This is a genomic window from Pseudomonas fontis, assembly GCF_028656955.1.
GTDB lineage: Bacteria > Pseudomonadota > Gammaproteobacteria > Pseudomonadales > Pseudomonadaceae > Aquipseudomonas > Aquipseudomonas fontis.
On the sequence record NZ_JAMDGY010000027.1, the window covers coordinates 42,329 to 68,877 of the forward strand.

Annotated in this window: 19 protein-coding genes and 2 pseudogenes; 11 read left to right on the top strand and 10 right to left on the bottom strand. The window is 64.5% G+C overall.

From position 1 onward, the window contains the following. Positions 1 to 106: 106 nt before the first annotated feature. Positions 107 to 454, bottom strand: a pseudogene (locus M5G11_RS27565) (PAS domain-containing protein); the annotation flags it as partial. A 160-nt stretch (positions 455 to 614) separates the two neighbouring features. On the opposite strand from M5G11_RS27565, the gene M5G11_RS11955 reads away from it, so the two are divergent. The 7 genes from M5G11_RS11955 (at position 615) to M5G11_RS11985 (ending at position 10,712) form a co-directional block, all read left to right on the top strand. Next, the gene (locus tag M5G11_RS11955; protein WP_273911662.1) at positions 615 to 1,787 is read left to right on the top strand and encodes an efflux RND transporter periplasmic adaptor subunit; all 1,173 of its coding nucleotides are present in this window, start codon (positions 615 to 617) and stop codon (positions 1,785 to 1,787) included. Beyond that, positions 1,784 to 4,885 carry a multidrug efflux RND transporter permease subunit gene (locus tag M5G11_RS11960; RefSeq protein WP_273911661.1) on the top strand — a complete coding sequence of 1,034 codons (3,102 nt, stop codon included), beginning with the start codon at positions 1,784 to 1,786 and terminating at the stop codon, positions 4,883 to 4,885. Before M5G11_RS11955 ends, M5G11_RS11960 begins: the two co-directional genes overlap by 4 nt. Before the next feature lie 9 nt (positions 4,886 to 4,894). Further along, positions 4,895 to 5,569, top strand: coding sequence for a heavy metal response regulator transcription factor (locus M5G11_RS11965; protein ID WP_273911660.1), 675 nt, complete (start codon positions 4,895 to 4,897; stop codon positions 5,567 to 5,569). Next, complete coding sequence (locus tag M5G11_RS11970; protein WP_273911659.1) at positions 5,544 to 6,926, top strand: heavy metal sensor histidine kinase; 1,383 nt, start codon at positions 5,544 to 5,546, stop codon at positions 6,924 to 6,926. The genes M5G11_RS11965 and M5G11_RS11970 overlap by 26 nt, the downstream gene beginning before the upstream one ends. Before the next feature lie 268 nt (positions 6,927 to 7,194). Beyond that, complete coding sequence (locus tag M5G11_RS11975; protein ID WP_273911658.1) at positions 7,195 to 7,407, top strand: hypothetical protein; 213 nt, start codon at positions 7,195 to 7,197, stop codon at positions 7,405 to 7,407. 210 nt (positions 7,408 to 7,617) lie between these two features. Continuing rightward, a complete protein-coding gene (locus tag M5G11_RS11980; RefSeq protein WP_420793825.1) occupies positions 7,618 to 8,946 on the top strand; it encodes an OprD family porin in 1,329 nt (442 codons plus the stop codon). Positions 8,947 to 9,218: 272 nt separating this feature from the next. Continuing rightward, positions 9,219 to 10,712: a sensor domain-containing diguanylate cyclase gene (locus M5G11_RS11985; RefSeq protein ID WP_273911656.1), complete on the top strand. Its 1,494-nt coding sequence runs from the start codon at positions 9,219 to 9,221 to the stop codon at positions 10,710 to 10,712. 80 nt (positions 10,713 to 10,792) lie between these two features. On the opposite strand, the gene M5G11_RS11990 is transcribed toward M5G11_RS11985, so the two are convergent. Beyond that, positions 10,793 to 11,269, bottom strand: coding sequence for a PA2169 family four-helix-bundle protein (locus M5G11_RS11990; protein ID WP_273911655.1), 477 nt, complete (start codon positions 11,267 to 11,269; stop codon positions 10,793 to 10,795). Between the two features lie 203 nt (positions 11,270 to 11,472). On the opposite strand from M5G11_RS11990, the gene M5G11_RS11995 reads away from it, so the two are divergent. Together M5G11_RS11995 and M5G11_RS12000 are read left to right on the top strand one after the other, a co-directional pair. Next, positions 11,473 to 11,703 carry a DUF3820 family protein gene (locus tag M5G11_RS11995; protein WP_273911654.1) on the top strand — a complete coding sequence of 77 codons (231 nt, stop codon included), beginning with the start codon at positions 11,473 to 11,475 and terminating at the stop codon, positions 11,701 to 11,703. Between the two features lie 15 nt (positions 11,704 to 11,718). Next, positions 11,719 to 12,918, top strand: a complete 1,200-nt coding sequence (locus M5G11_RS12000) for an aminotransferase class V-fold PLP-dependent enzyme (protein WP_273911653.1) — start codon at positions 11,719 to 11,721, stop codon at positions 12,916 to 12,918. Between the two features lie 7 nt (positions 12,919 to 12,925). Here the strand turns inward: M5G11_RS12000 and M5G11_RS12005 are convergent, their stop codons facing one another. The 3 genes from M5G11_RS12005 to ptsP are packed head-to-tail and all read right to left on the bottom strand — an operon-like array spanning position 12,926 to position 18,467. After that, positions 12,926 to 14,656 (bottom strand): PTS fructose-like transporter subunit IIB, encoded by a 1,731-nt coding sequence (locus tag M5G11_RS12005; protein WP_273911652.1) that lies wholly within the window; start codon positions 14,654 to 14,656, stop codon positions 12,926 to 12,928. Next, positions 14,653 to 15,609, bottom strand: coding sequence for a 1-phosphofructokinase (gene pfkB / locus M5G11_RS12010; protein WP_273911651.1), 957 nt, complete (start codon positions 15,607 to 15,609; stop codon positions 14,653 to 14,655). The genes M5G11_RS12005 and pfkB overlap by 4 nt, the downstream gene beginning before the upstream one ends. Further along, entirely contained in the window at positions 15,609 to 18,467 is a 2,859-nt protein-coding gene (gene ptsP, locus M5G11_RS12015) for a phosphoenolpyruvate--protein phosphotransferase (RefSeq protein WP_273911650.1), read from the bottom strand. Before ptsP ends, pfkB begins: the two co-directional genes overlap by 1 nt. A gap of 296 nt (positions 18,468 to 18,763) precedes the next feature. On the opposite strand from ptsP, the gene cra reads away from it, so the two are divergent. Next, the gene (cra, locus tag M5G11_RS12020) at positions 18,764 to 19,759 is read left to right on the top strand and encodes a catabolite repressor/activator (RefSeq protein ID WP_273911649.1); all 996 of its coding nucleotides are present in this window, start codon (positions 18,764 to 18,766) and stop codon (positions 19,757 to 19,759) included. Positions 19,760 to 19,761: 2 nt separating this feature from the next. Further along, complete coding sequence (locus M5G11_RS12025; protein WP_273911648.1) at positions 19,762 to 20,538, top strand: TatD family hydrolase; 777 nt, start codon at positions 19,762 to 19,764, stop codon at positions 20,536 to 20,538. A gap of 127 nt (positions 20,539 to 20,665) precedes the next feature. On the opposite strand, the gene M5G11_RS27570 is transcribed toward M5G11_RS12025, so the two are convergent. From M5G11_RS27570 to M5G11_RS12045, 5 genes and pseudogenes are all read right to left on the bottom strand, one after another. Continuing rightward, positions 20,666 to 21,595, bottom strand: a complete 930-nt coding sequence (locus M5G11_RS27570) for a methyl-accepting chemotaxis protein (RefSeq protein WP_420793887.1) — start codon at positions 21,593 to 21,595, stop codon at positions 20,666 to 20,668. Further along, positions 21,569 to 22,663: pseudogene (locus M5G11_RS27575) on the bottom strand (methyl-accepting chemotaxis protein); the annotation flags it as partial. The pseudogene M5G11_RS27575 and the gene M5G11_RS27570, both read right to left, overlap by 27 nt. A 201-nt stretch (positions 22,664 to 22,864) precedes the next feature. Continuing rightward, positions 22,865 to 23,698 carry a regulatory signaling modulator protein AmpE gene (gene ampE, locus M5G11_RS12035; protein ID WP_273911646.1) on the bottom strand — a complete coding sequence of 278 codons (834 nt, stop codon included), beginning with the start codon at positions 23,696 to 23,698 and terminating at the stop codon, positions 22,865 to 22,867. Then, the gene (ampD, locus tag M5G11_RS12040; protein ID WP_273911645.1) at positions 23,695 to 24,261 is read right to left on the bottom strand and encodes a 1,6-anhydro-N-acetylmuramyl-L-alanine amidase AmpD; all 567 of its coding nucleotides are present in this window, start codon (positions 24,259 to 24,261) and stop codon (positions 23,695 to 23,697) included. Before ampD ends, ampE begins: the two co-directional genes overlap by 4 nt. A 79-nt stretch (positions 24,262 to 24,340) precedes the next feature. Further along, entirely contained in the window at positions 24,341 to 26,536 is a 2,196-nt protein-coding gene (locus M5G11_RS12045; protein ID WP_273911644.1) for a DUF1631 domain-containing protein, read from the bottom strand. Positions 26,537 to 26,549 lie beyond the last annotated feature (13 nt).

A 26,549-nucleotide genomic window follows, 5' to 3' on the forward strand; every position in this document is an offset into this window, starting at 1 on the left:
ACAGGCGCTCGGCTGCCTCGACCTGGCGCGCCAGTGGTTTGGTGCGCACCGACTGGTACTCCACCGTCTTGCCGCCACTGGTGATGGGCGAGGCGAAGGCGCTGACCCAATAATGGTCGCCGTTCTTGCAACGGTTCTTCACCAGCCCCATCCACGAGCGGCCGCCCTGCAAGGCTTGCCACATCTGCTCGAAAGCCTGGCTTGGCATGTCTGGATGACGGACGATATGGTGTTTGTTGCCGATCAGCTCTTCACGGGTAAAACCACTGACGCGGATGAAATCGTCATTGGCATAGGTGATGTGGCTGTTCAGGTCTGTGGTAGAGAGAATATTGGCGTCACCGGGGTAATCCACATTGCGACCGGTCACAGGCAGATTGCTCTTCATCGAAGGCGCTCGTTGTATTTTAAGGGGTGGAGGATCGGCAGGGCGTAAGACTTTACGTTGCAACATTCTGTAAAACCTTGATCCAAGGCAGCATATTGGCACTTGGCCATCCCTGCCGTTTCACCCAGCTGTCACGGCTGTCAGTTAGCGGTCACGCTGCTGACCCGATTGAGCGTCTATAAACAGCACATAGCCCCTTCTCCTTTTCGTATTGGCGCCTTAACGCATGCGTACTCCGAGCACTCGAGTGGTCTTCATCGGCCTTGCCGTCCTTCTGCTGGGCATCGGCGCCTACGTTGCCTTGAGCCCGCCGAAGGCGGCCAAGGCCCCCGTGGTCACCGGCATTCCGGTGCGCGTGGTGGCGGTGCAGCAGCAGGATGTGCCGCATGTGATCAGTGCCATCGGCACCGTGCAGTCGCTGCACAGCGTGATCGTCCGGCCGCAGGTCGAAGGCGTGCTGACCCGGATCCTGGTCAAGGAAGGCCAGTCGGTGCAGCAGGGCGACCTGCTCGCCACCCTCGACGACCGGGCCATCCGCGCCAGCCTCGACCAGGCCCGCGCCCAGCTCGGGCAGAGCCAGGCGCAGCAACAGGTGGCCCAGGTCGATCTCACCCGCTATCGCCTGCTCAGTGTCGACAACGGCATTTCGCGCCAGACCCTCGACCAGCAACAGGCGCTGGTCAACCAGCTGAAAGCCACGATGCTGGGCAACCAGGCCGCCATCGCGGCAGCCGAGGTGCAGCTGTCGTATACCCAGATCCGTTCGCCGGTTACCGGCCGTGTGGGCATTCGCAATGTCGATGAGGGCAACCTGGTACGAACTACCGACACCCAAGGGCTGTTCAGCGTGACCCAGATCGATCCGATCTCGGTGGAGTTCTCGCTGCCGCAGCGCTGGCTGCCGACCTTGCAGGGGCTGGTTGCCGGCACCGTTGCCGCGCCGATCCGGGCCTTCCTGGAGGGTGACGGCGGCAGCGGCGGCACCTTGCTCGGCGAGGGCCACCTGAGCCTGATTGACAACCAGATTGCCGCCGGCACCGGCACCTTGCGCGCCAAGGCCGCCTTCGACAATGCCCAGACCCGCCTGTGGCCGGGCCAGTTGGTGACCCTGCAGATCCAGACCGGCATCGACCGCGATGCCCTGGTCGTGCCGCCCGGCGTGGTACAGAACGGCATCGACCAGCACTTCGTCTACCGGGTCAGCGGTGACAAGGTCGAGGCCGTGCCAGTACAGGTGGTGTACCAGGACAGCGCGATCAACGTGATCAGCGGCGTGGCGGTCAAGGACGTGCTGGTGGCCGATGGTCAGTCGCGGCTCAAGCCCGGTTCGCGCATCGTGGTCAACAGCACCCCGGCTCCCGCCAATGAAGACCTCACCCGCGCGAGCGTGCAGCCATGAACCCGCGCGGCTCGATTTCGGCCTGGTGCATCGACCGCCCCGTAGCCACCCTGCTGCTGACCTTCGCCCTGGTGCTGCTGGGGGTGATCGCCTTCCCGCGCCTGCCCATCGCGCCGCTGCCCGAGGCCGACTTCCCGACCATCCAGGTGTCGGCCCAGTTGCCCGGCGCCAGCCCGGAAACCATGGCCTCGTCGGTGGCGACACCGCTGGAGGTGCAGTTCAGTGCCATCCCCGGCATGACCCAGATGACGTCGAGCAGCGCCTTGGGCTCGACCAACCTGATCCTGCAATTCACCCTCGACAAGAGCATCGACACCGCCGCCCAGGAAGTCCAGGCGGCGATCAACACCGCCTCCTCGACCCTGCCGCAAGACATGCCGAGCCTGCCGACCTGGCGCAAGGTCAACCCGGCCGACAGCCCGGTGCTGATCCTCACGGTCAGCTCCGCGCAGATGCCGGCCAATGAACTGAGCGACTACGCCGAAACCCTGCTGGCCCGCCAACTGAGCCAGATCGACGGGGTCGGCCTGATCAACATCACCGGCCAGCAGCGCCCTGCGATTCGCGTGCAGGCCCAGCCGGAGAAACTCGCCGCCATCGGCCTGACCCTCGCCGACTTGCGCCTGGCGATCCAGCAAACCAGCCTGAACCTGGCCAAGGGCGCGTTGTATGGCGAGAACAGCGTGTCCACGCTGGCAGCCAACGACCAGTTGTTCCACCCCGAGGACTATGCCCAGCTGATCGTCTCCTACCGCGACGGCGCGCCGGTCCATCTGCGCGATGTCGCCAAGGTCATCAACGGTGCCGAAAACGCCTACGTCAAAGCCTGGTCCGGTGAAGACCAGGGGCTGAACCTGGTGGTGTTCCGCCAGCCCGGGGCGAACATCGTCGAAACCGTCGACCGGGTCATGGCCGCCCTGCCGCGCTTGCAGGGCATGCTGCCGGCGTCGGTGCAGGTCTCGGTGCTCAACGACCGCACCCAGACCATCCGCGCCTCGCTGCATGAAGTCGAAATCACCCTGCTGATCGCCGTGCTGCTGGTGATCGCGGTGATGGCGCTGTTCCTGCGCCAATGGTCGGCCACGCTGATCGTCTCCAGCGTGCTGGCCGTGTCGCTGATTGCCAGCTTTGCCCTGATGTACCTGTTCGGCTTCAGCCTGAACAACCTGACCCTGGTCGCCATCGTGATTGCCGTGGGCTTTGTGGTGGACGATGCGATCGTGGTGGTGGAGAACATCCACCGCCACCTGGAGGCCGGCGATTCGATGCGCGAAGCCGCGTTGAAGGGCTCGGGGGAGATTGGCTTCACGGTGATTTCGATCAGCTTCTCGCTGGTGGCCGCGTTCATTCCGCTGCTGTTCATGGGCGGCGTGGTCGGCCGGCTGTTCAAGGAGTTCGCCCTGACCGCAACCTCGACCATCCTGCTCTCGGTGGTGGTCTCGCTGACCCTGGCGCCGACCCTGTGCGCGCTGTTCATGCGCAAGCCCGAACACCCCGAGCAGCACAAGGCAACCTTCGGCGAACGCCTGCTGGCCGGCTACGAACGTTTGCTGATCAAGGCCCTGGCCCACCAGCGGCTGATGCTCGGGATCTTCGGCCTGACCCTGGCGCTGGCCGTTGTCGGGTATGTGCTGATCCCCAAGGGCTTCTTCCCGGTGCAGGACACCGGTTTCATCCTCGGCACCAGCGAGGCCGCCTCGGACGTCTCCTACCCGGACATGATCGAGAAGCACAAGGCCCTGGCCAGGATCATCGAGGCCGACCCGGCGGTGAAGGCGCTCTCCCACGCCGTCGGCGTCACCGGCAGCAACCAGACCATCGCCAATGGCCGCTTCTGGATCTCGCTCAAGGACCGCAGCCATCGCGACATCTCGGTCAGCGAGTTCATCGACCGCATCCGCCCCAAACTGGCCCAGGTACCGGGGGTGGTGCTGTACCTGCGCGCCGGCCAGGACATCAACCTGAGTTCGGGCCCCAGCCGCGCCCAGTACCAGTACGTGATGAAGAGCAACGACGGCCCGGCGCTGAACCTCTGGGCCCAGCGCCTTACCGAAAAGCTGCGCGCCAACCCGGCGTTTCGCGACCTGTCCAACGACCTGCAGCTGGGCGCCAGCGTTACCCGCATCGACATCGACCGCCAGGCCGCCGCCCGTTTCGGCCTGACCACCAACGATGTCGACCAGGCGCTGTACGACGCCTTCGGCCAACGGCAGATCAGCGAGTTCCAGACCGAGACCAACCAGTACAAGGTGATCCTCGAACTGGACGCGCGCCAACGCGGCAAGGCCGAGAGCCTCAACTACTTCTACCTGCGCTCGCCACTGACCAACGAGATGGTGCCGCTGGCAGCGGTGGCCAAGGTCGCAGCACCGAGCACCGGGCCGTTGTCGATCAGCCATGACGGCATGTTCCCGGCGGCCAACCTGTCGTTCAACCTGGCGCCGGGCGTGGCCCTGGGCGATGCCGTGCAGATCCTTGAACGCACCCAGCGCGAGCTCGGCATGCCGGCCTCGATCGTCGGCACCTTCCAGGGTGCGGCGCAAGCCTTCCAGAGTTCGCTGTCGAGCCAGCCCTGGCTGATCCTCGGTGCGCTGGTGGCGGTGTACATCATCCTCGGCGTGCTCTACGAGAGCTTCGTGCACCCGCTGACAATCATCTCCACCCTGCCCTCCGCCGGCCTGGGGGCGTTGATCCTGTTGTGGCTGATGGGCCAGGACTTCACCATCATGGGCCTGATCGGCGTGGTGCTGCTGATCGGCATCGTCAAGAAGAACGGCATCCTGCTGATCGACTTCGCCCTGGAGGCGCAGCGTCACCACGGGATGTCGCCGGAGGAAGCAATCCACCAGGCGTGCATCACGCGGTTCCGCCCGATCATCATGACCACCCTGGCGGCGTTGCTCGGTGCGGTGCCGCTGATGCTCGGTGCCGGCACCGGCGCCGAGTTGCGCCAGCCGCTGGGCATTGCCGTGGTCGGTGGCCTGCTGGTCAGCCAGGCGCTGACACTGTTCACCACCCCGGTCATATACTTGGCCCTGGAGCGCCTGTTTCACCGGCGCCGGCACGTCGCCGAGACGTCCCGACCGCTTGCCCATTGAGAGCCCACCATGCGCGTGCTGATTATCGAAGACGAACAGAAAACCGCCGACTACCTGCACCGCGGCCTCAGCGAGCAGGGCTTCACGGTGGACCTGGCGCCAGACGGCATCGAGGGACTGCACCTGGCTCTGGAGAGCGACTATTCGGTGATCGTCCTCGATGTGATGCTGCCGGGCCTGGACGGCTATGGCGTGCTGCGCGCCTTGCGCGCACGCAAGCAGACCCCGGTGATCATGCTGACCGCCCGTGAGCGGGTCGAAGACCGTATCCACGGCTTGCGTGAAGGGGCTGACGATTACCTGGGCAAACCGTTTTCCTTCCTTGAGCTGGTCGCCCGCCTGCAAGCCCTGACCCGGCGCAGTGGCGGCCACGAGCCGGTGCAGATCCAGGTGGCGGATCTTTGGGTCGACCTGATCAGCCGCAAGGCAACGCGGGCCGGGCAGCGCCTGGAACTGACCGCCAAGGAGTTCTCGCTGCTCAGCGTGCTGGCCCGGCGCCAGGGCGAGATCCTCTCCAAGACGGCAATTGCCGAGCTGGTCTGGGACATCAATTTCGACAGCGATGCGAATGTCGTCGAAGTGGCGATCAAGCGACTGCGCGCCAAGCTTGACGGGCCCTTCGAGAACAAGCTGCTGCATACCATCCGAGGCATGGGTTATGTCCTGGAAAACCGTGCGAACTAATTCCATCGCCCTGCGCCTGAGCGCACTGTTCACCCTGGTGGCGCTGGCGGTGTTCCTGTTGATTGGCGGCGCCCTGTACAAGCAGGTCGACCGCAGCCTGGACCTGCTGCCCGCCGCCGAGCTGGATGCGCGCTACAGCGTGTTGGAGTCGGCACTCACCCGCTTCGGTACGCCGGAGCACTGGGTGAAGATCACCAACAAGCTCAACCTGCTGGGCGAGGAAGACCGGCGCATTCGCTTCTGGGTGGTCAGTGGCGACAGAGGCTACGAGTACGGCACGCCGGATACCGATATCCGCCACTTTGCCGCCGGCCCGCTGGGCATGCGTGACCTGCGCCTGGCCGACAGCCCTTACCCGTACAAAGTGCTGGTCAGCGAGCTGCCGGCCCTGCAAGGCCGCCCACCGCTGCGCTTTCTGATCGGCATCAACACCGAGACCTTCTGGCATACCCAGCACACCCTGCTGATCGCCTTGATCAGCCTGGCGGTGATTGGCGTGCTGCTGGCGTCGGCGTTGAGTTATTGGGTGGCGCGGATTGGCTTGCGCCCGCTGCTGGCGTTGTCGCAGGAAGCCCAGGAGCTGGCACCGCCGCGCCTGAGCGGGCGCTTGCGCTTGTCGGCCCTACCGCCGGAGCTTGAGCAGTTCGCGCGGGCGTTCAATGCGGCGCTGGAAAAGGTCGACCAGGCCTACTCGCGGCTGGAGGCGTTCAACGCCGATGTGGCCCACGAGTTGCGCTCGCCGCTGACCAACCTGATCGGCCAGACCCAGGTCGCGCTGACCCGTGGGCGCAGCGCGGAGCATTACTTCGAAGTGCTGCAATCGAACCTGGAGGAACTGGAGCGGCTGCGCAGCATCATCAACGACATGCTGTTCCTGGCCAGCGCCGACCAGGGCAGCAAGGCCACGGCGCTGACCAGCAGTTCGCTGGCAGAGGAAGTAGCCACCACCCTGGATTACCTGGATTACATCCTCGAAGACGCCCAGGTGCGGGTCGAGGTCAGGGGCGATGCGCAGGCGCGGATCGAGAAGGCGCAGTTGCGCCGGGCGCTGATCAACCTGCTGAACAATGCGGTGCAGCACACGGCCCCACAGCAGGTGATTCAGGTGCATATCCACAGCGAGGGGGCCCAGGTGTGCATTGCCATCAGCAACCCGGGGCCGGCGATTGGCGATGAGCACTTGCCCAAGTTGTTCGAGCGGTTCTACCGCGTGGATGCGGCGCGCAGCAACAGCGGCAGTGGCAACCACGGGCTGGGGCTGGCAATCGTCAAGGCGATTGCGCTGATGCATGGCGGCAGCGTGTTTGCCCGCAGCCAGGCGGGGGCGAACACCTTCGGGATGCTGTTGCCGGCTTGAGCCCAATGAATACCTCTGAAACTGTGGGAGCCGGCCTTGCCGGCGATGAGGCCCCAACAGCCACTACCGCCCGTCGGGTTGACCGCGTCGCCTTCATCGCCGGCAAGGCCGGCTCCCACAGAAGGGCTGTGACCTGCCTGGCTATTCCTCTCATACTATTACCCTACAAGTAATAGTGCTTCTCCAAAACCCGACTGTTTCCCCCGGACATTCAGCACTACCGTACGCCCACCAAAACGAAACTTGCATCGCAAGAAGGTAGCTACAAATGTCCAACAGCATGGGGTTTGCCAGTATTTTTGTTCTGTCGTCCGTATTGCTTTCGCCTCTGGCCATGGCCGAGGAATCCCAGGCGTTCGTCGCGCGCAACGCCAGCATCCAGCATGAACGTGAAGTCTTCGCCCAACAAAGCCAGGACCACGCCAAAGCCTCGGAACAGACCGCTTCGCAGAATTCGCAGAGTGCCGACAAAGACAGCTGAAGGCTGCCCGCACTGCCGTTATACTCCCTCGACGCCCGCACAGGTGACTCGCGCACCCGTGCGGTTGTCTTTCAAAGCCGCTGCTCTTGAGCGGCTTTTTTTCGTCTGGCGAAAAGTACCGCTCATGCCATTCGTTACCCCACAAGAAAACACCGTTTCACACAATAAAAACTGCCGTACCCCCACCACAAGGAGTTCACACCGGTGACCATGGTTTTACGCTTCACCCCCCTGTTCGTTGCACTCGCTGCAACGATGCCCCAGGCCCAGGCCAATGACGAAGCGCCGGAAGGTTTTGTCGAAGGCTCAAGCCTCAACGTGCTCGCGCGCAACTACTACCTCAACCGCAACCAGCGGCTGCAGGGCGTGCGCGACAACCGTGAATGGGGACAGGGCTTCATCGGCAAATTCGAGTCGGGCTTCACCCAGGGCACTGTCGGCTTCGGCCTCGACGCCCACGCCATGCTCGGCCTGAAACTGGACGGCGGTGGCGGTACCGCAGGCTCCAGCATCCTGCCCTACAGCACCACCAGCAAAGAAGGCTACGCCTACGGCAAGGCCCCGGACTCGTTCTCCAACGCCGGCGCCGCCGTCAAGCTCAAGGCCTTCGACACCGTGCTCAAGGCCGGTGACCTGTTCCTCACCAACCCGGTGATCGCCGGCGGTGAGTCGCGCATGCTGCCGCAGACCTTCCGCGGTTTCAGCCTGGCCAACAACAGCATCGAAGGCCTGCTGCTCGAAGGTGGCCAGGCCAGCTTCACCAAGCTCTACAACCAGAGCGGCCGCCAGCGCATCGGCACCACCTACGGCGCCCTGCCGGATGACCGCGAAAGCCGTCACCTGAACTGGGTCGGCGCAGCCTGGACCCCCGCCGAGAACCTCAGCACCAGCCTGTACGGCGCCGAGTTGAAGGACATCTGGAACCAGTACTACTTCGACCTGGACTACACCTGGCAGTTGAGCGAGTTGGTCAGCCTGAACCCGGGCCTGCACTACTACCATACCCAGGACACCGGCAACGCCCTGCTCGGCAAGATCGACAACAACACCTACAGCCTGCACCTGGCGCTGAACGTTGGTTATCACAGCGTCACTGCCGTGTACCAGCGGGTCAACGGCAACACCCCGTTCGACTACATCACCCTGGGCGACAGCGTCTACCTCGACAACTCGCAGATCTACTCGGACTTCAACGGCCCGAACGAGCGCTCGTGGAAACTCAAGTACACCTATGACTTCGCCGGCCTCGGCATTCCCGGCCTGAGCACGGCAGTGTCCTACTCGCGTGGTGAAACCGACCTGACCAAGGCCGACCCGAACAGCGCCGGCTACGCCCGCTGGTACAGTGCCGAAGGCCAGAACGCCCAGCACTGGGAACGCGACGCCGACCTCGCCTACGTGTTCCAGGAAGGCGACTTCAAGGACCTGACCGTACGCCTGCGCTGGGCCACCCACCGTGGCAGCCAGGGCTACTCGGCGATCGACAACGATGTCGATGAATACCGGGTGATCGTTGATTACCCGGTAAACATCTTCTAATCGGTACTTGCGTGCATAAAAGAGTCGGCGCAACGCCGACTCTTTTCTGACGTCATTTGTTTCCAGCACTTTTATCAGCATTCACTGTTAAGTAATTCTTGTCCGACAATCCGCCGGCACCTAGAATATCGCCGCCGTAATCCGGCCAGAACTCCAACGAAAAAGCCCAATACTCGAAATAATCCTGTCCAGTTCCATGGATATGCTTTATTTCGAGTGTTGGGCTTTTGCTCTACTTCCTTTACTCATATCGGTCTGACCATTCTTCGACCATGAACGCGCGCTTTTTGCCTCCGCACAAGAACCTGTACAGGGCCCACCCCGAGTTGGTCCTGAACCTGTGCAGCTGCGTGGCAGTCATGGCGATTGTCGCGATTGTCACCTTCCTGCTGATGCGCGAACGCGCCAGCGTGGAGCAGTCGGCCGCGCGTTCGGCGAGCAATATCGCCCAACTGATCGACACCGATATCGAGCGCAATGTCGAACTCTACGACCTGTCCCTGCAAGGGTTGATCTGGGCCGTGCAGCGCCCGGAGCTGCTCAGCGTGCCGGTGCCGTTGCGCCAGCAGGTGCTGTTCAACCAGGCCTTCACCGCGCCGGTGCGCGGCGACATTCTCTGGCTGGACAAGGACGGCAACGTGGTCGCTGACTCCTCCAGCGCCATCCCGCGTACCGCGAACTTCGCCGACACCAAGGTGTTCCAGGGCCACCGCGATAATGCCGACCTGGGCATGGTCATCAGCCCGCCGTTCAAGGCGCGCCTGGGCGGGCTGGACTGGTGCATCAGTTTCAGCCGGCGCATCGACGGGCCCAACGGCGAGTTTGCCGGGGTGGCCGCCGGGGCGTTGCGCCTGGGGTATTTCAGTGAGTTGTTCGAGCGCCTGGACATCGGGCGCGACAGCAGCGTGAACCTGATGAACACTGACGGCGTGTTGCTGGCCCGCCACCCTACCTATAAGAACGACCCGCTGATTGGCGGCAACTTTGCCAACAAGCCGAACTTCCAGCGCGTGCTGGCTGAAGGTGATGGCAGCTTTACCAGCAAATCGAGCCTGGACGGCAAGCACCGGCTGTATACCTTCTCGCGGGTGAGCGACCTGCCCCTGGTCGTGGTGGTGGCCTTGTCCACCGATGACGTCTACAGCTCGTGGCGCCGTACCGCGCTGGTGGTGAGTGTCGCCACCAGCTTGCTGTGCATCGCGATTCTCTGGCTGACCCTGGCCCTGGGTCGCGAGTTGCGTCGGCGCCACAGTGCCGAGCAGAACCTTGCGGAACTGGCGGCCACCGACAGCCTGACCGGGCTGGCCAACCGTCGCCAGCTGGACCAGGTGCTGCGCCGCGAATGGTCGCGGGCCCAGCGCAATAGCCGGCCACTGGCGGTGCTGATGGTCGATGTCGATCACTTCAAGGCATTCAACGAACGGCATGGGCATGCCGGCGGCGATGTCGTGCTGCGTCAGGTGGCGGCGGCGATCAGCCGGAGCATTCGCCGGCCAGCGGACCTGGCGGCACGCTATGGCGGGGAGGAGTTCCTGGTGGTGTTGCCGGAGACCGAACTCAAGGGAGCACAGACCTTGTCGGAGCGCATCCGCAGCAGCATCGAGGCGCTGCCGCCATTCGGCCAGGACAGCCAGCCGGTGACCGTGAGCATCGGCATCGGCCTGCATGAGCCGGGGGTGCACGAGGACCTGGCAGCGGTGCTGGGTGATGCCGATGAAGCGCTGTACCGGGCCAAGGCCAATGGGCGCAACCGCACAGAGGTTTGATCTCAACAGCATCGCGGGACCCGCCCGCTCCTACAGTTTCCTGTAGGAGCGGGCGGGTCCCGCGATGCTTTTATCGAGCGTTAGGCACTGGCCCGCGCCGCATTGCGCATCGCCTTGACCTGGTCATGGTTACGCTGCACGCCATGATACTGGCGCTCCACCGTGGCGTACACAGCACTGCCCGGCATCATGTTCAGCCGGCTCAATTTCTCCAGCGCCTCCTTGTAGGCCTTCAGCGCGTGGTCCTCACCACGTTCCACTTCTTCCAGCACGGCCTTGTCATCCTTGCTGGTGAGCAGGGTTTTCAGGTTGACCCAGGCGCGGTGCAAATCACCGCTGACGCTGGTCGAGGTTTCCGGATCGCCACCCAAGGTACGCACATGTTGCTGCAACTCGGCAGCGGCCGAAGCGCACTCGCCAGAGCGTTGCAGGAAGTAGGTTTTCAGCTCGGCACTCTTGGCATCGTCGGCAGAAGTCTTGAAGCCTTTCTCACCATCCTTGCTGAACTCGATCAGGTCGTTCAGAACCGAAATCACATCTTTATTCGGGTTGGTCATGATGATGCTCCTGTGCATGATGAAAGTTGCAATACACCGGAGCAGGCTTCATGCCAGATTTCCACTTGAATAAATAATGATATTTATCAACAAGTTATAAAAAATTGAACGATCTGTATGCTTGTTTTATGCATGATCTGTCCTTTGGCCCTCATGCAGATTGCCTGTATCGTCGAGGCTTCTCGATTCAAGTTCTGCATGCCATGACCCCCGAAACACTCGAACTGCTCGTCATCCGCGAAATGCCTTACGGCAAGTACAAAGGCCGGCTGATTGCCGACCTTCCCGGCCACTACCTCAACTGGTTTGCCCGCCAGGGTTTCCCCAAGGGCGAACTCGGTGGCCTGCTGGCCCTGATGCATGAAGTTGACCACAACGGCCTTGCCGACCTGCTCGTCCCCCTGCGCAAGAAACATCCACGTCCACGCCCCTGACTTGCGAGTTCACCGATGACCGACCTGCTCTTGTCCGACCCTTCCACCCTGGCCCGCGACGAGGGCTACTGGCAACGGATTGCCGCCCAGTACGACGTCGAGCCAGGTCCGATCAACCTTGAGTACGGTTACTTCGGGCGCATGACCCGTCATGCTGGCGCCACCTACCAGCAGCACATCGACGCCATCAACCGCTGCAACTCGTTACCGCTGCGCCAGCACTTCGATGACATCGGCAGCGTCGAGATCCGCAACGCGGCGGCCGAGCTGCTCAACGTGCCGCACGCCAGCGTCGCGCTGACACAAAGCGCCTCCGCGTCGCTGCAAACGCTGATCCGCAACTACAACCGCCTGCAAGCCGGCGACCAGGTGCTGGTCAGCGACCTGGACTACGACAGCGTGGCCAACGCCATGCGCTGGCTGGCGCGCCAGCGTGGCGCCGAGGTGGTCGAACTCAGCCACCCGCACCCGGTCACCTACGACAACCTGATGCAAAGCTACCGCGAGGCCTTTGCGCGCAACCCGCGCCTGAAGTTGATGCCGCTGACCCACGTCACCCACCGCACCGGGCTGGTGATGCCGATCAGGGAGATCGCCGCGCTGGCCCGTGAACACGGCATCGATGTGGTCCTCGATGGTGCCCATGCCCTGGGCCAGATGGAATTCGACCTGGAAGCACTGGGCATCGAATTCGCCGGCTACAACCTGCAAAAGTGGATCGGCGCACCGCTGAGCCTTGGCCTGACCTACATCGCCCCCGCGCGGATCGGCGACATCGACCCGGACATGGCCGACTCGCGCTTTGCCTTGGACGATGTGCGCTCACGCGCCCCCTATGGCACGCCCAACGTACCCGCCTGGCTGACCCTGCCCACGGTTTTTGCCGAGCACAAGGCAATCGGTGGCGCAGCGGTGAAAGGCGCACGGCTGAGCTACCTGCGCGACCTGTGGGTAAGCCAGGCACGGGATATCGAAGGCATTGAAGTGTTGGTGCCCGATGACCCGCGCCTGTACTGCGGCATCACCTCGTTCAGGTTCACCCGCCATGCCGACCAGGCCGCCATGGTCCAACGCCTGCTGAACGAGTACAACCTGTTCACCGTGGGCCGCGAAGGCTCCGCCTGCGGCCCGTGCATCCGGGTCACGCCGGGCTTCACCACCACCCCGGCCGAAGTGCAGCAACTGGTCGACGCCCTGCGTCAACTCAGCCGCTGATCCGCGTTCAGGCCTTGACCGGCTGAACCGCCAGCTCGACGACCTCGCCACGCTTGAGCACCGCGTACAGCAACGCGGTGAGCAAGCTGCCGGCAAGGATCGCCAGCAGGTACGGCAGCGCATGGTTGATCGCATTCGGGATCAGCATCACGAACAACCCGCCATGCGGTGCCATCAGCTTGCAGCCGAAATACATCGACAGCGCCCCGGTCAGCGCGCCGCCGGCAACGCTCGCCGGGATCACTCGCAGTGGGTCCTTGGCGGCAAACGGAATCGCCCCTTCGGAAATAAAGCACAGCCCCAGCACCAGCGCCGCCTTGCCGGCTTCGCGCTCGCTCTGGGCGAACTTGCGCCGGGCGATGAAACTGGCGATGCCCAGGCCAATCGGCGGCACCATGCCGGCGGCCATGGTCGCGGCCATCGGCGCGTAACTCTGCGACGCCAGCAACCCCACCGAGAACGCGTAGGCGGCCTTGTTCACCGGCCCGCCCAGGTCCACGCACATCATGGCGCCGAGCAGAATGCCCAGCAGGATCGCATTGGTGGTGCCCATGCTGTCGAGGAAATGGGTCAGCCCTTCGAGCATCCCGGCCACCGGTTTGCCGACCACGTAGATCATCACCAGGCCGGTGAACAGGCTGGCCAGCAAGGGGATGATCAGGATCGGCTTGAGCGCTTCCAGGCTAGTGGGCAAACGCACCCAGCGGCTGATGGCCTTGGCGCTATAGCCCGCCAGAAAGCCTGCGACGATGCCGCCGATAAAACCCGCACCCAGGGTGCTCGCCAGCAACCCGCCGATCATCCCCGGCGCCAGGCCCGGACGGTCGGCGATCGAATAGGCGATGTAGCCGGCCAGCAGCGGCACCATCAGTTTGAACGCGGCCTCGCCGCCGATCTGCATCAGCGCGGCAGGTAAGGTGCCGGGTTCCTTGAAGGCCTCGATGCCGAACACGAATGACAGGGCGATCAGCAGCCCCCCGGCCACCACCATCGGCAGCATGAACGACACACCCGTCAGCAGGTGTTTGTAGACGCCGGTCTTTTCGCCTTGGGCGGGTGCGGCGCTGCCGCTACCGGCGGCAGTCTCCTCGCGAGCCTCTGCCAAGGCCTTGTGCAAGGTGGCCTGCGCCTGCTTGAGGGCAATGCCGGTGCCGCAGCGGAAGATCCGCTTGCCGGCGAAACGCTCGGTCGGCACCTCGATATCGGCGGCCAGCAGCACCACATCGGCATCGGCAATCGCCGCCGCACTCAACGGGTTGCGCGCGCCCACCGAGCCCTGGGTCTCGACGGTCAGTTGATAGCCCAGTTGCTGCGCCGCCTGCTGCAAGGCTTCGGCGGCCATGAAAGTATGCGCCACCCCTGTGGGGCAGGCCGTGATGGCGACGATCTTCGGCACGCTCGCGCTGGCCACTGCCTCGGCTGCGGGCTGATAGACCTGCGCCTGCTCGGCGGCCTGGCGCAGGAAGCCCTGCACATCGCCCAACGCCTGGGATGGCGTGCTCTGGAACAGTCGCTTGCCGACAAAGCGGCTGAGCTCCAGCGGCCCGGTGCTGATCACCAACACCCAGTCCGCCGCGTCGATCACCGCCTGCGACAGTTGCCGCTCGGGACGTTCGCGATCATGCACTTCAACGCTGGTGCTCCAGCCCTGGCGCTGCGCGGCGGCATCCAGCAGGCGCGCACTGAGCAGGCTGGAGACCTGGCCATTTGGGCAGGCAGTAATGATGGCAAGTTTCATTGGGCACCCTCTTGTTCTGCGCTTGGGGTCTGTACTCGGACCTGCGTTTCCAGCTGCGCCAGTTGCGCGCGGTCATGGATGCCAAAGCCGATCTGGGTCACCGCCTGGGCGGCAATCGCGGTGGCGCGGCCCAAAGTCTGCGCAGCTGGCTCTGCACTGAGCAGGCCATGCACCATGCCGGCCAGCAACGAGTCGCCGGCGCCGACGGTGCTGGCGACGGTGACACGCGGCGGCAGGGCCTGAAGGGTCGGCCCACGGCTGAACCACAGGACCCCCTGTTCGCCCTGCGACACCACCACATGCTCGACACCCTGGGCGATCAACTGCTGCGCAGCGGCCTGCTGCTCGGCCACGCTGTGCACCGCGCGGCCGAGCACTTCGCTGAGCTCATCGGTGTTCGGCTTGACCAGCCACGGCGCACTCAGCAGGCCGGCCTTGAGCGCTTCGCCGCTGCTGTCCAGCGCCACCTTCAGGCCCATGCCCTTCAGCCGGGCCAGCAGCATCTGCAGCCATTGCGGGCTGACCCCGCGTGGCAAGCTGCCCGCCACCACCACCGCGTCATAGCCGGGTGCGATGCGCTCCAGACGGGTGAGCAGGGTCTGCCGGGCATGCTCATCGACTTCCGGCCCCGGCCCGTTGATATCGGTGACGCGGCCATCCGCTTCGACCAGCTTGATGTTGCTGCGGGTCTCGCCCGGCACACGGACAAAGGCATCGGCAAAACCGCGCCGGGCAATCAGCTGCTCGAACGGTTGCAGGTTGTCCTGGCCGAGAAAGCCGCCAACCGTCAGGCGATGGCCGAGGTCGGCGAGCACTTGCGCCACGTTCAGGCCCTTGCCGGCCGCATGGCTGTGTTGCGCCTGACTGCGGTTGACTGCGCCTGGACGCAGGGCGTCCAGGCCGACGGTCAGGTCCAGCGCCGGGTTCAGGGTCAGGGTCAGTATCTTGGCCATCAACGGTTCTCCACCAATGCCCGCACATCGGCGGCACTGCCCAGCAGCAGCGCTTCACGCGCCAGCTTGCGGGCCTGTTGCATATTCACTGCACGCACCTGGGCCTTGACCTCGGCAATGCTGCGCGCAGCGACACTCAATTCATCGACCTCCAGCCCCAGCAGCACCGGCACGGCTTGCGGATCGGCGGCCAGCTCACCGCAGATCCCCACCCACTTGCCATGGGCATGCGCGGCGCGCACGGTGATGTCGATCAGTTGCAGCACCGCCGGGTGCAGGCCATCGGCCTGGGCCGACAGGCTCGGGTGACCACGGTCGATGGCCAGGGTGTACTGGGTCAGGTCGTTGGTGCCGACGCTGAAGAAGTCCACTTCGCGAGCCAGCACCGGGGCAAGCAAGGCTGCCGAAGGCACTTCGACCATGATGCCGATTTGCAGGTCGGCGACCGGGATGTCCTCACGCAAGCGCTCGACCATCGCCCGCGCCTGGCGCCACTCCTCGACCTGCCCGACCATCGGGAACATGATCCGCAGCGGGCGCGCATCGGCCGCGCGCAACAGTGCGCGCAGCTGGCTTTCCATGACCTGTGGGCGTTGCAAGGTCAGGCGGATGCCGCGCACGCCGAGGAAGGGGTTTTCCTCTTCGGCAATCGGCCAGTACGGCAGCGGCTTGTCGCCGCCGACATCCAGCGTGCGCACCACCAGCGGCCGACCGCCCAGGCCGTCGAGCACGCGGCGATACTCGGCTTCCTGGGTGGCTTCGTCGGGCAGTTGCGGGTGGGCCATGAAAATCAGTTCGGTACGCAGCAGGCCAACACCTTCAGCGCCCAGCTCGACCACCTTGTCGATGCCGGCGCTCTCGCCGATATTGGCGAACACTTCCACGGCATGGCCATCTTCGGTAATCGCCGGTTCCAGGCGCCGGGCATTGGCGGCCTGCAAGCGCGCATCGCGTTGCGCACGTTCGGCCAGGGCACGTGCCAGTTCATCCGCTGGCGGGGCGACGATCACGCGACCCCGTTGGCCATCGAGCAGCAGCGGCGTGCCGGGGGCAATCAACACCACCGCCTCGCCGGCCCCGACCACGGCCGGGATACCCAGCGCCCGCGCGACGATGGCGCTGTGTGCGGTGGCGCCGCCACGTGCGGTGAGGATGCCGGCGACCCGTGCCGGGTTCAGCCGGGCTACATCGGAGGGGCCGACTTCTTCCATGACCAATACGTAAGGCTGTTCCGGCTCGGGCTCATCCTTGACTCCGCAAAGGCTGGCCAGTACGCGGCGGCCAACATCCCGCAGATCGGCCGCGCGTTCCGCGAGCAGGGCATCCTGGAGGCTTTCCTGTTGGCGCGCGGCGGCCTCGATCACTGCCATCCAGCCCGCCTCGGCGCTTTCACCCTGGCGCAGGCGCAGTTCCACCTCATCGCCCAACGCCGGGTCGGCGAGCATTTCCTGATGGGTGACGAATATCTCGCGAATGGCCTTGGCCTGGCTGCGCTGGATCAGCCCTTGGATATCAGCTTGCACAGCGCCCAGCGCCGTGTGCAGGCGCTCGCGCTCAGTGGCCGGCGAGCTGCCCCGCAACGGGTAGTCGAACACCCGCACCACCTGAACATGCGCCGGACCACTGGCGATGCCCGGTGCAGCCGCCACGCCTTGAATGCTTGCGCCCGCCGGCGGTGCACTCGGCGACGGCTCGGCAAACGTTTCGAGCACGGCCTCGACAACCGGTGCCAGCACTTCAACTTCTTCACCGAGCCCGGCCTTGACTGCCGCCAGCAGCGCCGGCAAGGCCTGCGCGGCGATATGCGGTTCAACCGTGAACTCCAAGACCTGCCCGCGACGCGCGCCGAGGCTGAGCAAGCGGCTCAAGCTCTTGACCGAGACGGCGGCCTCACCGCTGTCGACCACGCGCAGGCGGATCTCGCCGTCGTAGTCCTTGGCCAGCAATGCCAGGGCCATGGCCGGGCGCGCGTGCAGGCCGTGGGCGTTGGCCAGGGTAATCCGTGCGCTGGGCCAGTCGCTGGACTGCACGCCGCCAAGCACTTCCAGCACCGCATGGCTGCTGGATGCACGGCACAGCTCATGGCCACGCCCTTCAATCAACAGCGAACACAAGCGTTCGAGCAAGGCCTGATGAGCCGCGCCGAGGCTGGCGAGGCAGAACAGGCCAGTGAGCGGTTGACCGAGGTAACGCAGCGGCTGCTCCGGCGTGACGAATGCCAGGCCCGGTTTGCGCACGGTCTGCTCGCTGTGCAGCCACCACAGGCCATCGCCCAGCGGCAGCGCCTCGGCCTGTTGCAGCACCGCGGCAAAGCCACTGCCCGCGCACTCGGCACGGCGCAGCAGGCGCGCGCCGCGCCACACCAGCTCTTCGAAATCTTCGGCGGGTACGCCCAGGCCGATCATCTGTGCATCCAGCGCCAGCTCTTGCGGTGCGCCTTGCAGCAGCTTGAGCAGCGCTTCGGCGCTGCTGGCCCGGCGCAGGGCTTCAGCCAGGTCGGTTTCACCCAGGGCGCGGGTCAACAGCTGGAGCAATCGCAGGTGTTCGTCGGAGCGCGCGGCAATGCCGATGGCCAGGTAGACCTTGTGACCATCGCCCCAATCCACCCCGTCCGGGAACTGCAACAAGCGCACCCCGGTGGTAAACACCAGGTCGCGGGTTTGCGGCGTGCCATGCGGGATCGCGATGCCCTGGCCAAGGAAGGTCGAACCCTGCGCTTCGCGCGCCTGCAAACCGTCGAGATAACCCTCGGCAACCAGCCCGTCGCTGACCAGGTATTCGGCCAGCAAGCGCAGGGCGGCGGGTTTGTCCGCAGCCGTCTGGCCCATGGAAATCTGCTCAACAGTGAGCTCGAGCATGACCTTCTCCTTTGCAGCACCGGGGCGGCGCCGAGGTATTGTTGTGAACTTTCAAGCATAGGGCCAGTTGCTTCAACACATTGACCTTCAGCGTGCAGACGGGTGACGTGGCAGAAAATTCGCCTGCTGAAACGTTTAATCTAAAATAGTGAGCACGTTACTCGATAACCTGAGAACAATGAAGCCCCATCTTGTCGGACAATTGCGACAATGGTCGTCTGCGCTTGTCCTTGAGGATCGGCGACAATACCCGGTCAGGCTTCGTAGTCAGCCCCGGTAATAACAAGGAAAATGCGGTGAAACTCAGCGATATTGCCCGTCTGGCTGGTGTGTCCGTGACCACTGCCAGCTACGTCATCAATGGCAAGGCCGAACAGCAACGTATCAGCAGCAGCACCGTCGAGCGCGTGCGCGCGGTGGTCGAGGCGCATGGCTTCACGCCCAACCCGCAGGCGGCGGGCCTGCGCAGCCGACACACGCGCACCCTCGGCTTCATCCTCCCGGACCTGGAAAACCCCAGCTACGCGCGCCTTGCCAAGCAGCTTGAACAAGGTGCCCGGGCCCGTGGCTACCAACTGCTGATCGCCAGCAGCGACGACCAGCCAGACAGCGAGCGCCAGTTGCAGCAGCTGTTCCGCGCGCGGCGTTGCGATGCCCTGTTCGTTGCCAGCTGCCTGCCGGCCGATGACGACAGCTACCGCCAGTTGCAGGCCAAGGGCCTGCCGATCATCGCCATCGACCGAAGCCTGGACCCGGAGCAATTCTGCTCGGTGGTCAGCGACGATCAGCATGCCAGCCTGCAATTGACCCGCAGCCTGCTGCAACCGGCACCGGCGCATATCGCCCTGATCGGTGCGCGGCCGGAGCTGAGCGTAAGCCAGGCACGGGCCAGCGGTTTCGACCTGGCCCTGGAGGGCTTCAAGGGCCAGGTGCACCACCTGCAAGGCGAGGCGTTCAGCCGTGAATGCGGGCGGCGCCTGATGAGCGAATTGCTGGCCAAGCTCGGCCATCTGCCCGATGCACTGGTGACCACCTCCTACGTCTTGCTACAGGGCGTGTTCGATGTGTTGCAGACCCGCCCGGCGGATTCGCGCGCGGTGCGCCTGGCGACCTTTGGTGACACTCAACTGCTGGACTTCCTGCCGCTGCCGGTCAACGCCATGGCCCAGCAGCATGGCCTGATTGCCGAAACGGCGCTGAACCTGGCATTGGCTGCGGTGGAAGAGCAGCGCTACACCCCGGGCGTGCAGGCTGTGGCGCGAACCTTCAAGCAACGGATTTTCGCGGGCTGAACATGCGCCTGATCGACACCCACACCCACCTCGACTTCCCCGACTTCGACGCTGATCGCCAGGCCCTGTTGGGCAACGCGCGGGCGCATGGGGTGGAGCGGATGGTGGTGCTGGGGGTGTACCGCGACAACTGGCAGCGCGTGTGGGACCTGGTGTGCAGTGACCCGCAGTTGTATGCGGCGTTCGGCCTGCACCCGGTGTACCTGGAAGAACACACGCCTGCGCAGGTGGCGGAGCTGGGCGACTGGCTGACCCGCCTGCGCGGGGAGCGGCAGTTGTGTGCGGTGGGGGAAATTGGCCTGGATTACTTCCTGCCCGAACTTGATCCGCAGCGCCAGCAGGCCTTGTTCGAGGCGCAGTTGCAGTTGGCTGCGGACTTCAACTTGCCGGCGTTGCTGCATGTACGGCGCAGCCATGCGCAGGTGATTGCCACGCTCAAGCGCATCAAGCTGGCGCGGGGCGGGATCATCCATGCGTTTGCCGGCAGCTTCGAGCAAGCGCGGGAGTACCAGAAACTTGGCTTCAAGCTCGGTCTGGGCGGGGCTGCAACGTGGCCGCAAGCGCTGCGCCTGCGCAAGGTGCTGCCGCGGTTGCCGCTGGACTGGGTGGTGCTGGAGACGGATTCGCCCGACATGGCCCCCGCGATGTTTGCCGGGTTGCGCAACAGCCCGGAACATCTGCCGGCGATTGCCGAAGCGCTGGCCGAGGTGATGGGGGTCGATGTCGAGGTGCTGGCCCAGGCCAGCACGCGCAATGCCTGTGCCTTGTTCGGCTGGTGAGATGTTGTAGCCGCTGCCGATAGGCTGCGCTCGCCTGCAACGCAGGCGCCGCTTTGGGGAGCCCTTGCGGACTCCAGCGCAGCCTGACGGCAGCGGCTACAACAATGGATTCAGGCCAAACACCCGGTCAGACGCGGAACGCGCCGATCAACTGCTTCAACTCCACCACCTGCGCCGACAACTGCCGACTGGCATCTTCGGTCTGGTGCGCGCCCTGGGTGGTGTGCTCGGCCACCCGATTGATCTCGACGATGTTCAGATCGATGTCATGCGCCACCGCCGTCTGCTGCTCCACCGCCGCGGCGATCTGCTGGTTCTGGTCGACAATGCTGCCAATCGCCCCAAGAATGTTTTCCAGCGCCTTCTGCACCTGCTGCGACTGGCTCACCGTGCCCGCCGCCATCTGGTGGCTGCTGTCCATCGCCTTGACCGCCGCGCCCACCCCACCCTGCAAGCGCGAAATCATCTGATCGATTTCCTCGGTGGACTGCTGCGTGCGCTTGGCCAGGGTGCGCACTTCATCAGCCACCACGGCAAACCCGCGCCCCTGCTCGCCCGCCCGCGCCGCCTCGATGGCCGCGTTGAGCGCCAGCAGGTTGGTCTGCTCGGCAATGCTCTTGATCACCTCCAGCACCCGGCTGATCGCCTGGCTGTCGGTCACCAGCTGGTTGATCACCACCACCGACTGGTCGATCTCCGCCGCCAGCCCGGCAATGCTGCCCTGCTGCGACTCGACCAGGCCACGCCCACTGACCGTCTCGCGGTTCACGCTGTGCGCACTGTTCACCGCTGCCGCCGCGCTGCGTGCCACTTCCTGCGCGGTCGCCGACATCTGGTTCATCGCCGTCGCCACCTGCTCGATCTGGCCACGCTGGCCACTCACCGCCTGGTTGCTGCGCGACGACACGTCATGCACCTGCGCCGCCTGGCGCTCGACCTCGGTGACGGTATGCCCGACCCGCTCGATCAGGTCGTGAATGCGCTGCACCGTACCGTTGAACACCTGGCCCAGTTCGCCCAGCTCATCACGGCTTTGCGGCTGGAAGTTGACCGTCATGTCGCCCGCCGCCACCTTGTCCATCACCTCGCCGAGGCTCTTCAAGGTATTGCGCGTGGAGGCATAGAAGCCGCTGTAGAGGTAGACGATCAGCAGGAACACCGAGGCCAGCGCCACCACCAGCAGGATCATGTGGCTGCGGTAGTCGGCCAGGCGCTCCTGCAATTGCTGCTGAAGAAAATCGAGGGTTGCGGCGTTGAAGCCGTAGGTCTGCGCCATCAGCTCGCTGACCTGCTGGTAGAACGCCGGCCACGGCGCATCCAGGGTTTCCGCGATCACCACCTGCTCTTCAAACAGTTCGCTGGCCTTTTTCAACGACGCCTGGCTGTCGGCCGCCACGCCGCCCAGCTTCGCCTGTACCCGTGGCTCGCTGGCCAGTGCATCCTGGACCTTCATGCCGTAGTCGGCAGAGAGCTTTTCCAGGCGCTGCAACAGGTCTTCGAAACGGGTGCTGGAGGACGAGTTGAGGAAGCCCTGCCCCAGCGAATACGAACCCATGGCGCGGCCATCGCCCAAGGCCTGGGTCACTTCGGGGGTGACGCTGGTGACCAGGTCGCTGAGCTGGCGAATCGCGCTGTCGCCATCCTGGCTCAAGCCGGCCTGGCTGGCGATCATCTGCGTCAGCACCTGGGCCTGGGCCAGCAACTTGTCGGAGAGCGCCTGCTTGTTCTGCAACGAGCTTTCGACCTGGGCGCGCTTGAAGGCCGCTTGCAGTTCGTCGCGCTTCTCCTGGAAGGCCGCAAGCTGCGCTTCATCGCTGACCACCGCAGTCATGCTGCCCAGGCGCGCCAGCACCTGCTGCTCCAGCGTGCCGATGCGCGCCTCGACATCACCGGCCTTGCCGGACTGCCCCAGCACGGCATTGATTTGCAGGAGGTTGCCCAGGGTTTCCAGGTCACCACGCAGCACAAGGCTGCTGCGCAGCAGGTCGAGGCTTTGCAGCTCGATCCGGGTCGCATGGAACTTGGCGTAGGAATCCTGCACCAGGTAATAGTTGGTCACCAACATAGGCAGGAAGAACAGAATACTGATCAGGCTGAACTTCATCCCGAAGCTCAGGCGATTCATTAGCGCGATGGCCGGATACAACAGCGTCTTCACTCGTCGTCTCCTTCGATTTTCTTATTGTTGTATCGATGCGGTGGCACAAAGCCACGTGCCGCAGTAAACAGCATCTGTATAACGCATATCGGAAGGGAGGTTTGTAACTTAAGGTTAACCGGATAACCGGTCGGGCCGCCGTTGCAGCGACCCGACCTGCCTGGGGTATCAGCCGAGCACGGTCCACAGGGCAAAACAGGCATACCAGAGCACCGCCGAGCGCAGCAGCAACTCCCAGAGGTTGTCCAGCCCCAGCAGGCCTTCAGGGCCGGGGGTGACCGTGGCTGGCAATTCGGCGGCGACGCTGCCGGTGTTTTGCACCAGGCGGGCGGCAGAAATGTTCCAGTTCAGCAGCTCATGCAGCATCACCCGGCTGACCGCGACAAAGTTGCCCACCAGGGCAAAGCTTGCCGACAACACTCGCACCGGCGCCCAGTCGAAGGCGTGACGCAGTTGCCGCGCCCGCTCCTGCAAGGCCGGGTTGCGCGAATGCTCGGCGGCCAGCGCCAGCAAGCGGTAGGCCAACGCCGCGGCCGGGCCCAGCAGCACGTACCAGAAGATCACCGCGAAGAAGCTCTGGTAGGCCTCCCACAGCAGATGCCCCTGAACCTTTTGCAGCAGGCTCTGCTCATCGTCTGCCGTCAGCCCCAGGTCGCGTTCGGCCACATGCAGGGCGGCTTGTTCGTCACCACGGCGCCAGGCATCGCGAAACGGACCCAGTGAACCCTTGGCATCGCCCCGGCCCAGGCTGTAGACCAGCACCAGCAAATGCACCGGCAAGGCCAGCAAACCATAGGCCACCGGCTCCAGCACATGCAGCAGCAACGCCAGCAGCGCCACCGGCAGCAATACCAGGATGGCCAGCACCCACCAGGAGTGGTGCTTGTCGTTGCGCTCCAGGCGGGCCAATTCGGTCAGGAAGAACCCGTCGCGCTGCAAACGTTGACGCAAGGCCGAGAACTTCTCGACCCACAACACCAGCAGTAACACCAGAAAACTCATGATCTCTCCTCTTTGGCCCGCAGCCCTTGGCGATAGCGCGCCCATTCGAACATCGGGCCGGGGTCGGTCTTGCGGCCCGGGGCAATGTCGCTGTGGCCACGAATGGCGTCACCGTGCAGCACCGGCCAGGCCGTCTGCAACTGCAAGGTCAAAGCTTGCAGCGCGTGATACTGGGCGTCGGTGAAGGGCAATTCGTCGGTGCCTTCCAGCTCGATCCCCAGGGAAAAGTCGTTGCAGCCCTCACGCCCGGCAAAGCTGGACACCCCGGCGTGCCACGCACGGTCAAGACAAGAGACGAACTGGGTGACGTGCCCATTACGCTCGATCAGAAAATGCGCGGAAACGCGCAGGTCCTTGATGGTCTCGAAAAACGGATGCTCGCTCGGGTCCAGGCGGTTCTGGAAGAACGCCTGGACCTTGCCGGTGGCGAACTGTGCGGGCGGCAGGCTGATGTTGTGAATCACCAGCAAGGCGATGGCTTCACCGTCCGGTCGCGCGTTGAAATTGGGAGAGGGGCAATGGGTGACACCGGCAAACCAGCCAGTGTTGCGGTCCAGCTGCATAAGGGTTCCTGAAACACAAGGGCACGCCAGCAGTATGCCCCGAGCGGATAGCGGATGTATCGTTAAAAAGTGTGCGGGTTCAGGCGTCCTGGCTCAGTTGGCTGACCACCGAATCCAGCGCGCGGTCAAACAGCAGGGCGTCGTCCAGCACGTGCAGGTCACCGCTGTGCAGGGCCACCGCCAGGGCCATGCGCGACCACTCACGCACCTTCATTCCGGTGCGATTGACGAAGACATACTTGTCGGTGCTGTCGATGATCGCGATCAGCTTGCAGCGCAGCGGCTCGCCGTCGTCCTGCAATTCGACCCAGGCGCCGGGGCGCAGGCGCTTGACCTGCTGCAGGGCGGGGTCGTCCGTCTCCAGGTGCAGGTCGCCCTCGACATGTACATGGGTTTCCGGCCCGCGCAGCACGATGGCGTTGCGTACCAGCACGCGCTCGTCAGTGCCTGAAGCCGGCTGCTGGCCGCCCTGCGCGGGGTCGAACGCCTCGACATGCAGGGCTTCAAGCTGCGCGAAGAACTCGCTGGTGGCGAATGGATCGAACGCCGCGCTGGCCAGGCCATCGCGCAGGGCCTTGAGCAGGCCCGGCACCACTTCCAGCAGGCGCATGCGGTCTTCGACCCGGTCGTGCGGCTCGACGCTCCAGATCAGCGTGTCCATGGTCTGCAAGCCGTCGCGCCACTGTGCTGAGGCTTCACCGTGCTTGAGCGAAGCCAGCAACAGCACCTGGCTCCAGGCTTCCTCCAGCACCCGCACTACCGCGCGCGGCAGGCGTTTGCCCAGCAGGCGGCGGTTCAGCTCATCCTGCACCCTGCGCCGGGCCAGCTCGGTACGCGCACGGCCCTCTTCAGCATCGCGGGTACGCTGTTCGAGCAACTCGCTGCGGCGGCGCTCGTCGGTATTGAAGGTGAGGAACTCGGCCAACAGCTCGGAGAAGATCGCCGGGTCGTCGACAAAGTCGTTGAGCAGGCGCTGCACGATCTTGTCGACGCGCAGGTACAGGCTATCGCGCTGGCAGTCATCACAGGCGCCCCAGCCCATCGCGGCGGCGGCAATTTCGTTGAGCAGGCGGCGCGCCGGGTGGCTGGCGCGGCTGAAGAAGCTCTTGTCGAGCACCGCCACCTTGAGCATCGGGATCTGCATGCGGCCGATCAGCACGCGCAGCGAATGCGGCAGGTTGCGGTCATCGAGGATGAATTCGAAGAGCATGGCGATCAGGTTGATCACATCCTCGTCGCCGCCTTCCACCTTGCGGTACTTGCCACTCTGCACGCTGACCCGGGTGAGCAGTTGCTCAAGCTGGTGGCGCAGGTCGAAGTCCTGCGCTTCTTGCGCGCCGGGCACGTACTGCTGCAAGTGCGAGAGCAGGCGCAGCAGGTCGCGTGTGCTGATCGGCTGGGTCGGGTTGACCGCCTCCAGGCGTGGTGCCACGCGACCGCGCACCGGGGTGAGCAAGGCTTGCAATGAAGAGAACACCGCCTGGGTATTGGCATCCACGCCGCTGGCAAGGGCGCCCTCGTCGGCTTCGTTGGCCGGGGTACGCGGGGCGCTGCTCACCCGGTCCTTGGCGCGACGGCTGGGCAAGGCCTTGAGTTCGGGAAGAATGCCGGTGGCGATCAACAGCTGGTTGGCTTCAGCGTACAGGTGATCGGCGTCGCGCAGCACGTAGCGCTCGAACAGCTTGAGCAGGATCAGCTTGACCTTGATCCCCACCCCCAGGCTGCGCCCGGCCTGGAGGAAGTATTCACACAGCAGGGTCGGCCCGAGCGGGTTGTTGCGGTCGTCCACCGGGCGCTGGATCAGGGTGTTGATGCGCAGGGTCAGTTGCCCGAGGGCCAGGCCGTCACGGGTCAGCACCCGGGCAACCATGGTGTCCACCGCCACGGTGCGCTCCAGCTCGTCGTTGGCCACCAGCGCGAGCTTGTCGTAGCTCAGCGGGCGAGTTACCAGGGGGGCTACCGGCTCGCGTTCAGCGATGTGGATAAACGCCGCATAGACGGTATCGAGAAAGCCACGCTCGATGCTTTTGCGCTTGAGGCGCAAATCGCGCATGGCTTCAAAGAACAGGTTCTGGTCGAGGTTGTTGGCGGCCTTGTCGGCCATCTCGAACAGCGTGTCGTCGGCATTGTCGAACAGGGCCTGCAAGGCCAGGCGCAGATGCAGTGCAGCCTTGTCGCGAACCTGCAGCAAGGCAACCGGCAGACGAGCGAGCGGCGCGTACGGCGCCTGAACGGCGGCGGCCTTGAAGGGCACCACCTTCCCGTCTTTGAGCATCCCGGACTCCTTG

Coding starts and splice junctions, on each gene's coding strand:
- M5G11_RS11955 (WP_273911662.1), top strand. CDS start 615: ATGCGTACTCCGAGCACTCGAGTGGTCTTCATCGGCCTTGCCGTCCTT.
- M5G11_RS11960 (WP_273911661.1), top strand. CDS start 1,784: ATGAACCCGCGCGGCTCGATTTCGGCCTGGTGCATCGACCGCCCCGTA.
- M5G11_RS11965 (WP_273911660.1), top strand. CDS start 4,895: ATGCGCGTGCTGATTATCGAAGACGAACAGAAAACCGCCGACTACCTG.
- M5G11_RS11970 (WP_273911659.1), top strand. CDS start 5,544: ATGTCCTGGAAAACCGTGCGAACTAATTCCATCGCCCTGCGCCTGAGC.
- M5G11_RS11975 (WP_273911658.1), top strand. CDS start 7,195: ATGTCCAACAGCATGGGGTTTGCCAGTATTTTTGTTCTGTCGTCCGTA.
- M5G11_RS11980 (WP_420793825.1), top strand. CDS start 7,618: ATGGTTTTACGCTTCACCCCCCTGTTCGTTGCACTCGCTGCAACGATG.
- M5G11_RS11985 (WP_273911656.1), top strand. CDS start 9,219: ATGAACGCGCGCTTTTTGCCTCCGCACAAGAACCTGTACAGGGCCCAC.
- M5G11_RS11990 (WP_273911655.1), bottom strand. CDS start 11,269: ATGACCAACCCGAATAAAGATGTGATTTCGGTTCTGAACGACCTGATC.
- M5G11_RS11995 (WP_273911654.1), top strand. CDS start 11,473: ATGACCCCCGAAACACTCGAACTGCTCGTCATCCGCGAAATGCCTTAC.
- M5G11_RS12000 (WP_273911653.1), top strand. CDS start 11,719: ATGACCGACCTGCTCTTGTCCGACCCTTCCACCCTGGCCCGCGACGAG.
- M5G11_RS12005 (WP_273911652.1), bottom strand. CDS start 14,656: ATGAAACTTGCCATCATTACTGCCTGCCCAAATGGCCAGGTCTCCAGC.
- pfkB (WP_273911651.1), bottom strand. CDS start 15,609: ATGGCCAAGATACTGACCCTGACCCTGAACCCGGCGCTGGACCTGACC.
- ptsP (WP_273911650.1), bottom strand. CDS start 18,467: ATGCTCGAGCTCACTGTTGAGCAGATTTCCATGGGCCAGACGGCTGCG.
- M5G11_RS12025 (WP_273911648.1), top strand. CDS start 19,762: ATGCGCCTGATCGACACCCACACCCACCTCGACTTCCCCGACTTCGAC.
- M5G11_RS27570 (WP_420793887.1), bottom strand. CDS start 21,595: ATGACGGTCAACTTCCAGCCGCAAAGCCGTGATGAGCTGGGCGAACTG.
- ampE (WP_273911646.1), bottom strand. CDS start 23,698: ATGAGTTTTCTGGTGTTACTGCTGGTGTTGTGGGTCGAGAAGTTCTCG.
- ampD (WP_273911645.1), bottom strand. CDS start 24,261: ATGCAGCTGGACCGCAACACTGGCTGGTTTGCCGGTGTCACCCATTGC.
- M5G11_RS12045 (WP_273911644.1), bottom strand. CDS start 26,536: ATGCTCAAAGACGGGAAGGTGGTGCCCTTCAAGGCCGCCGCCGTTCAG.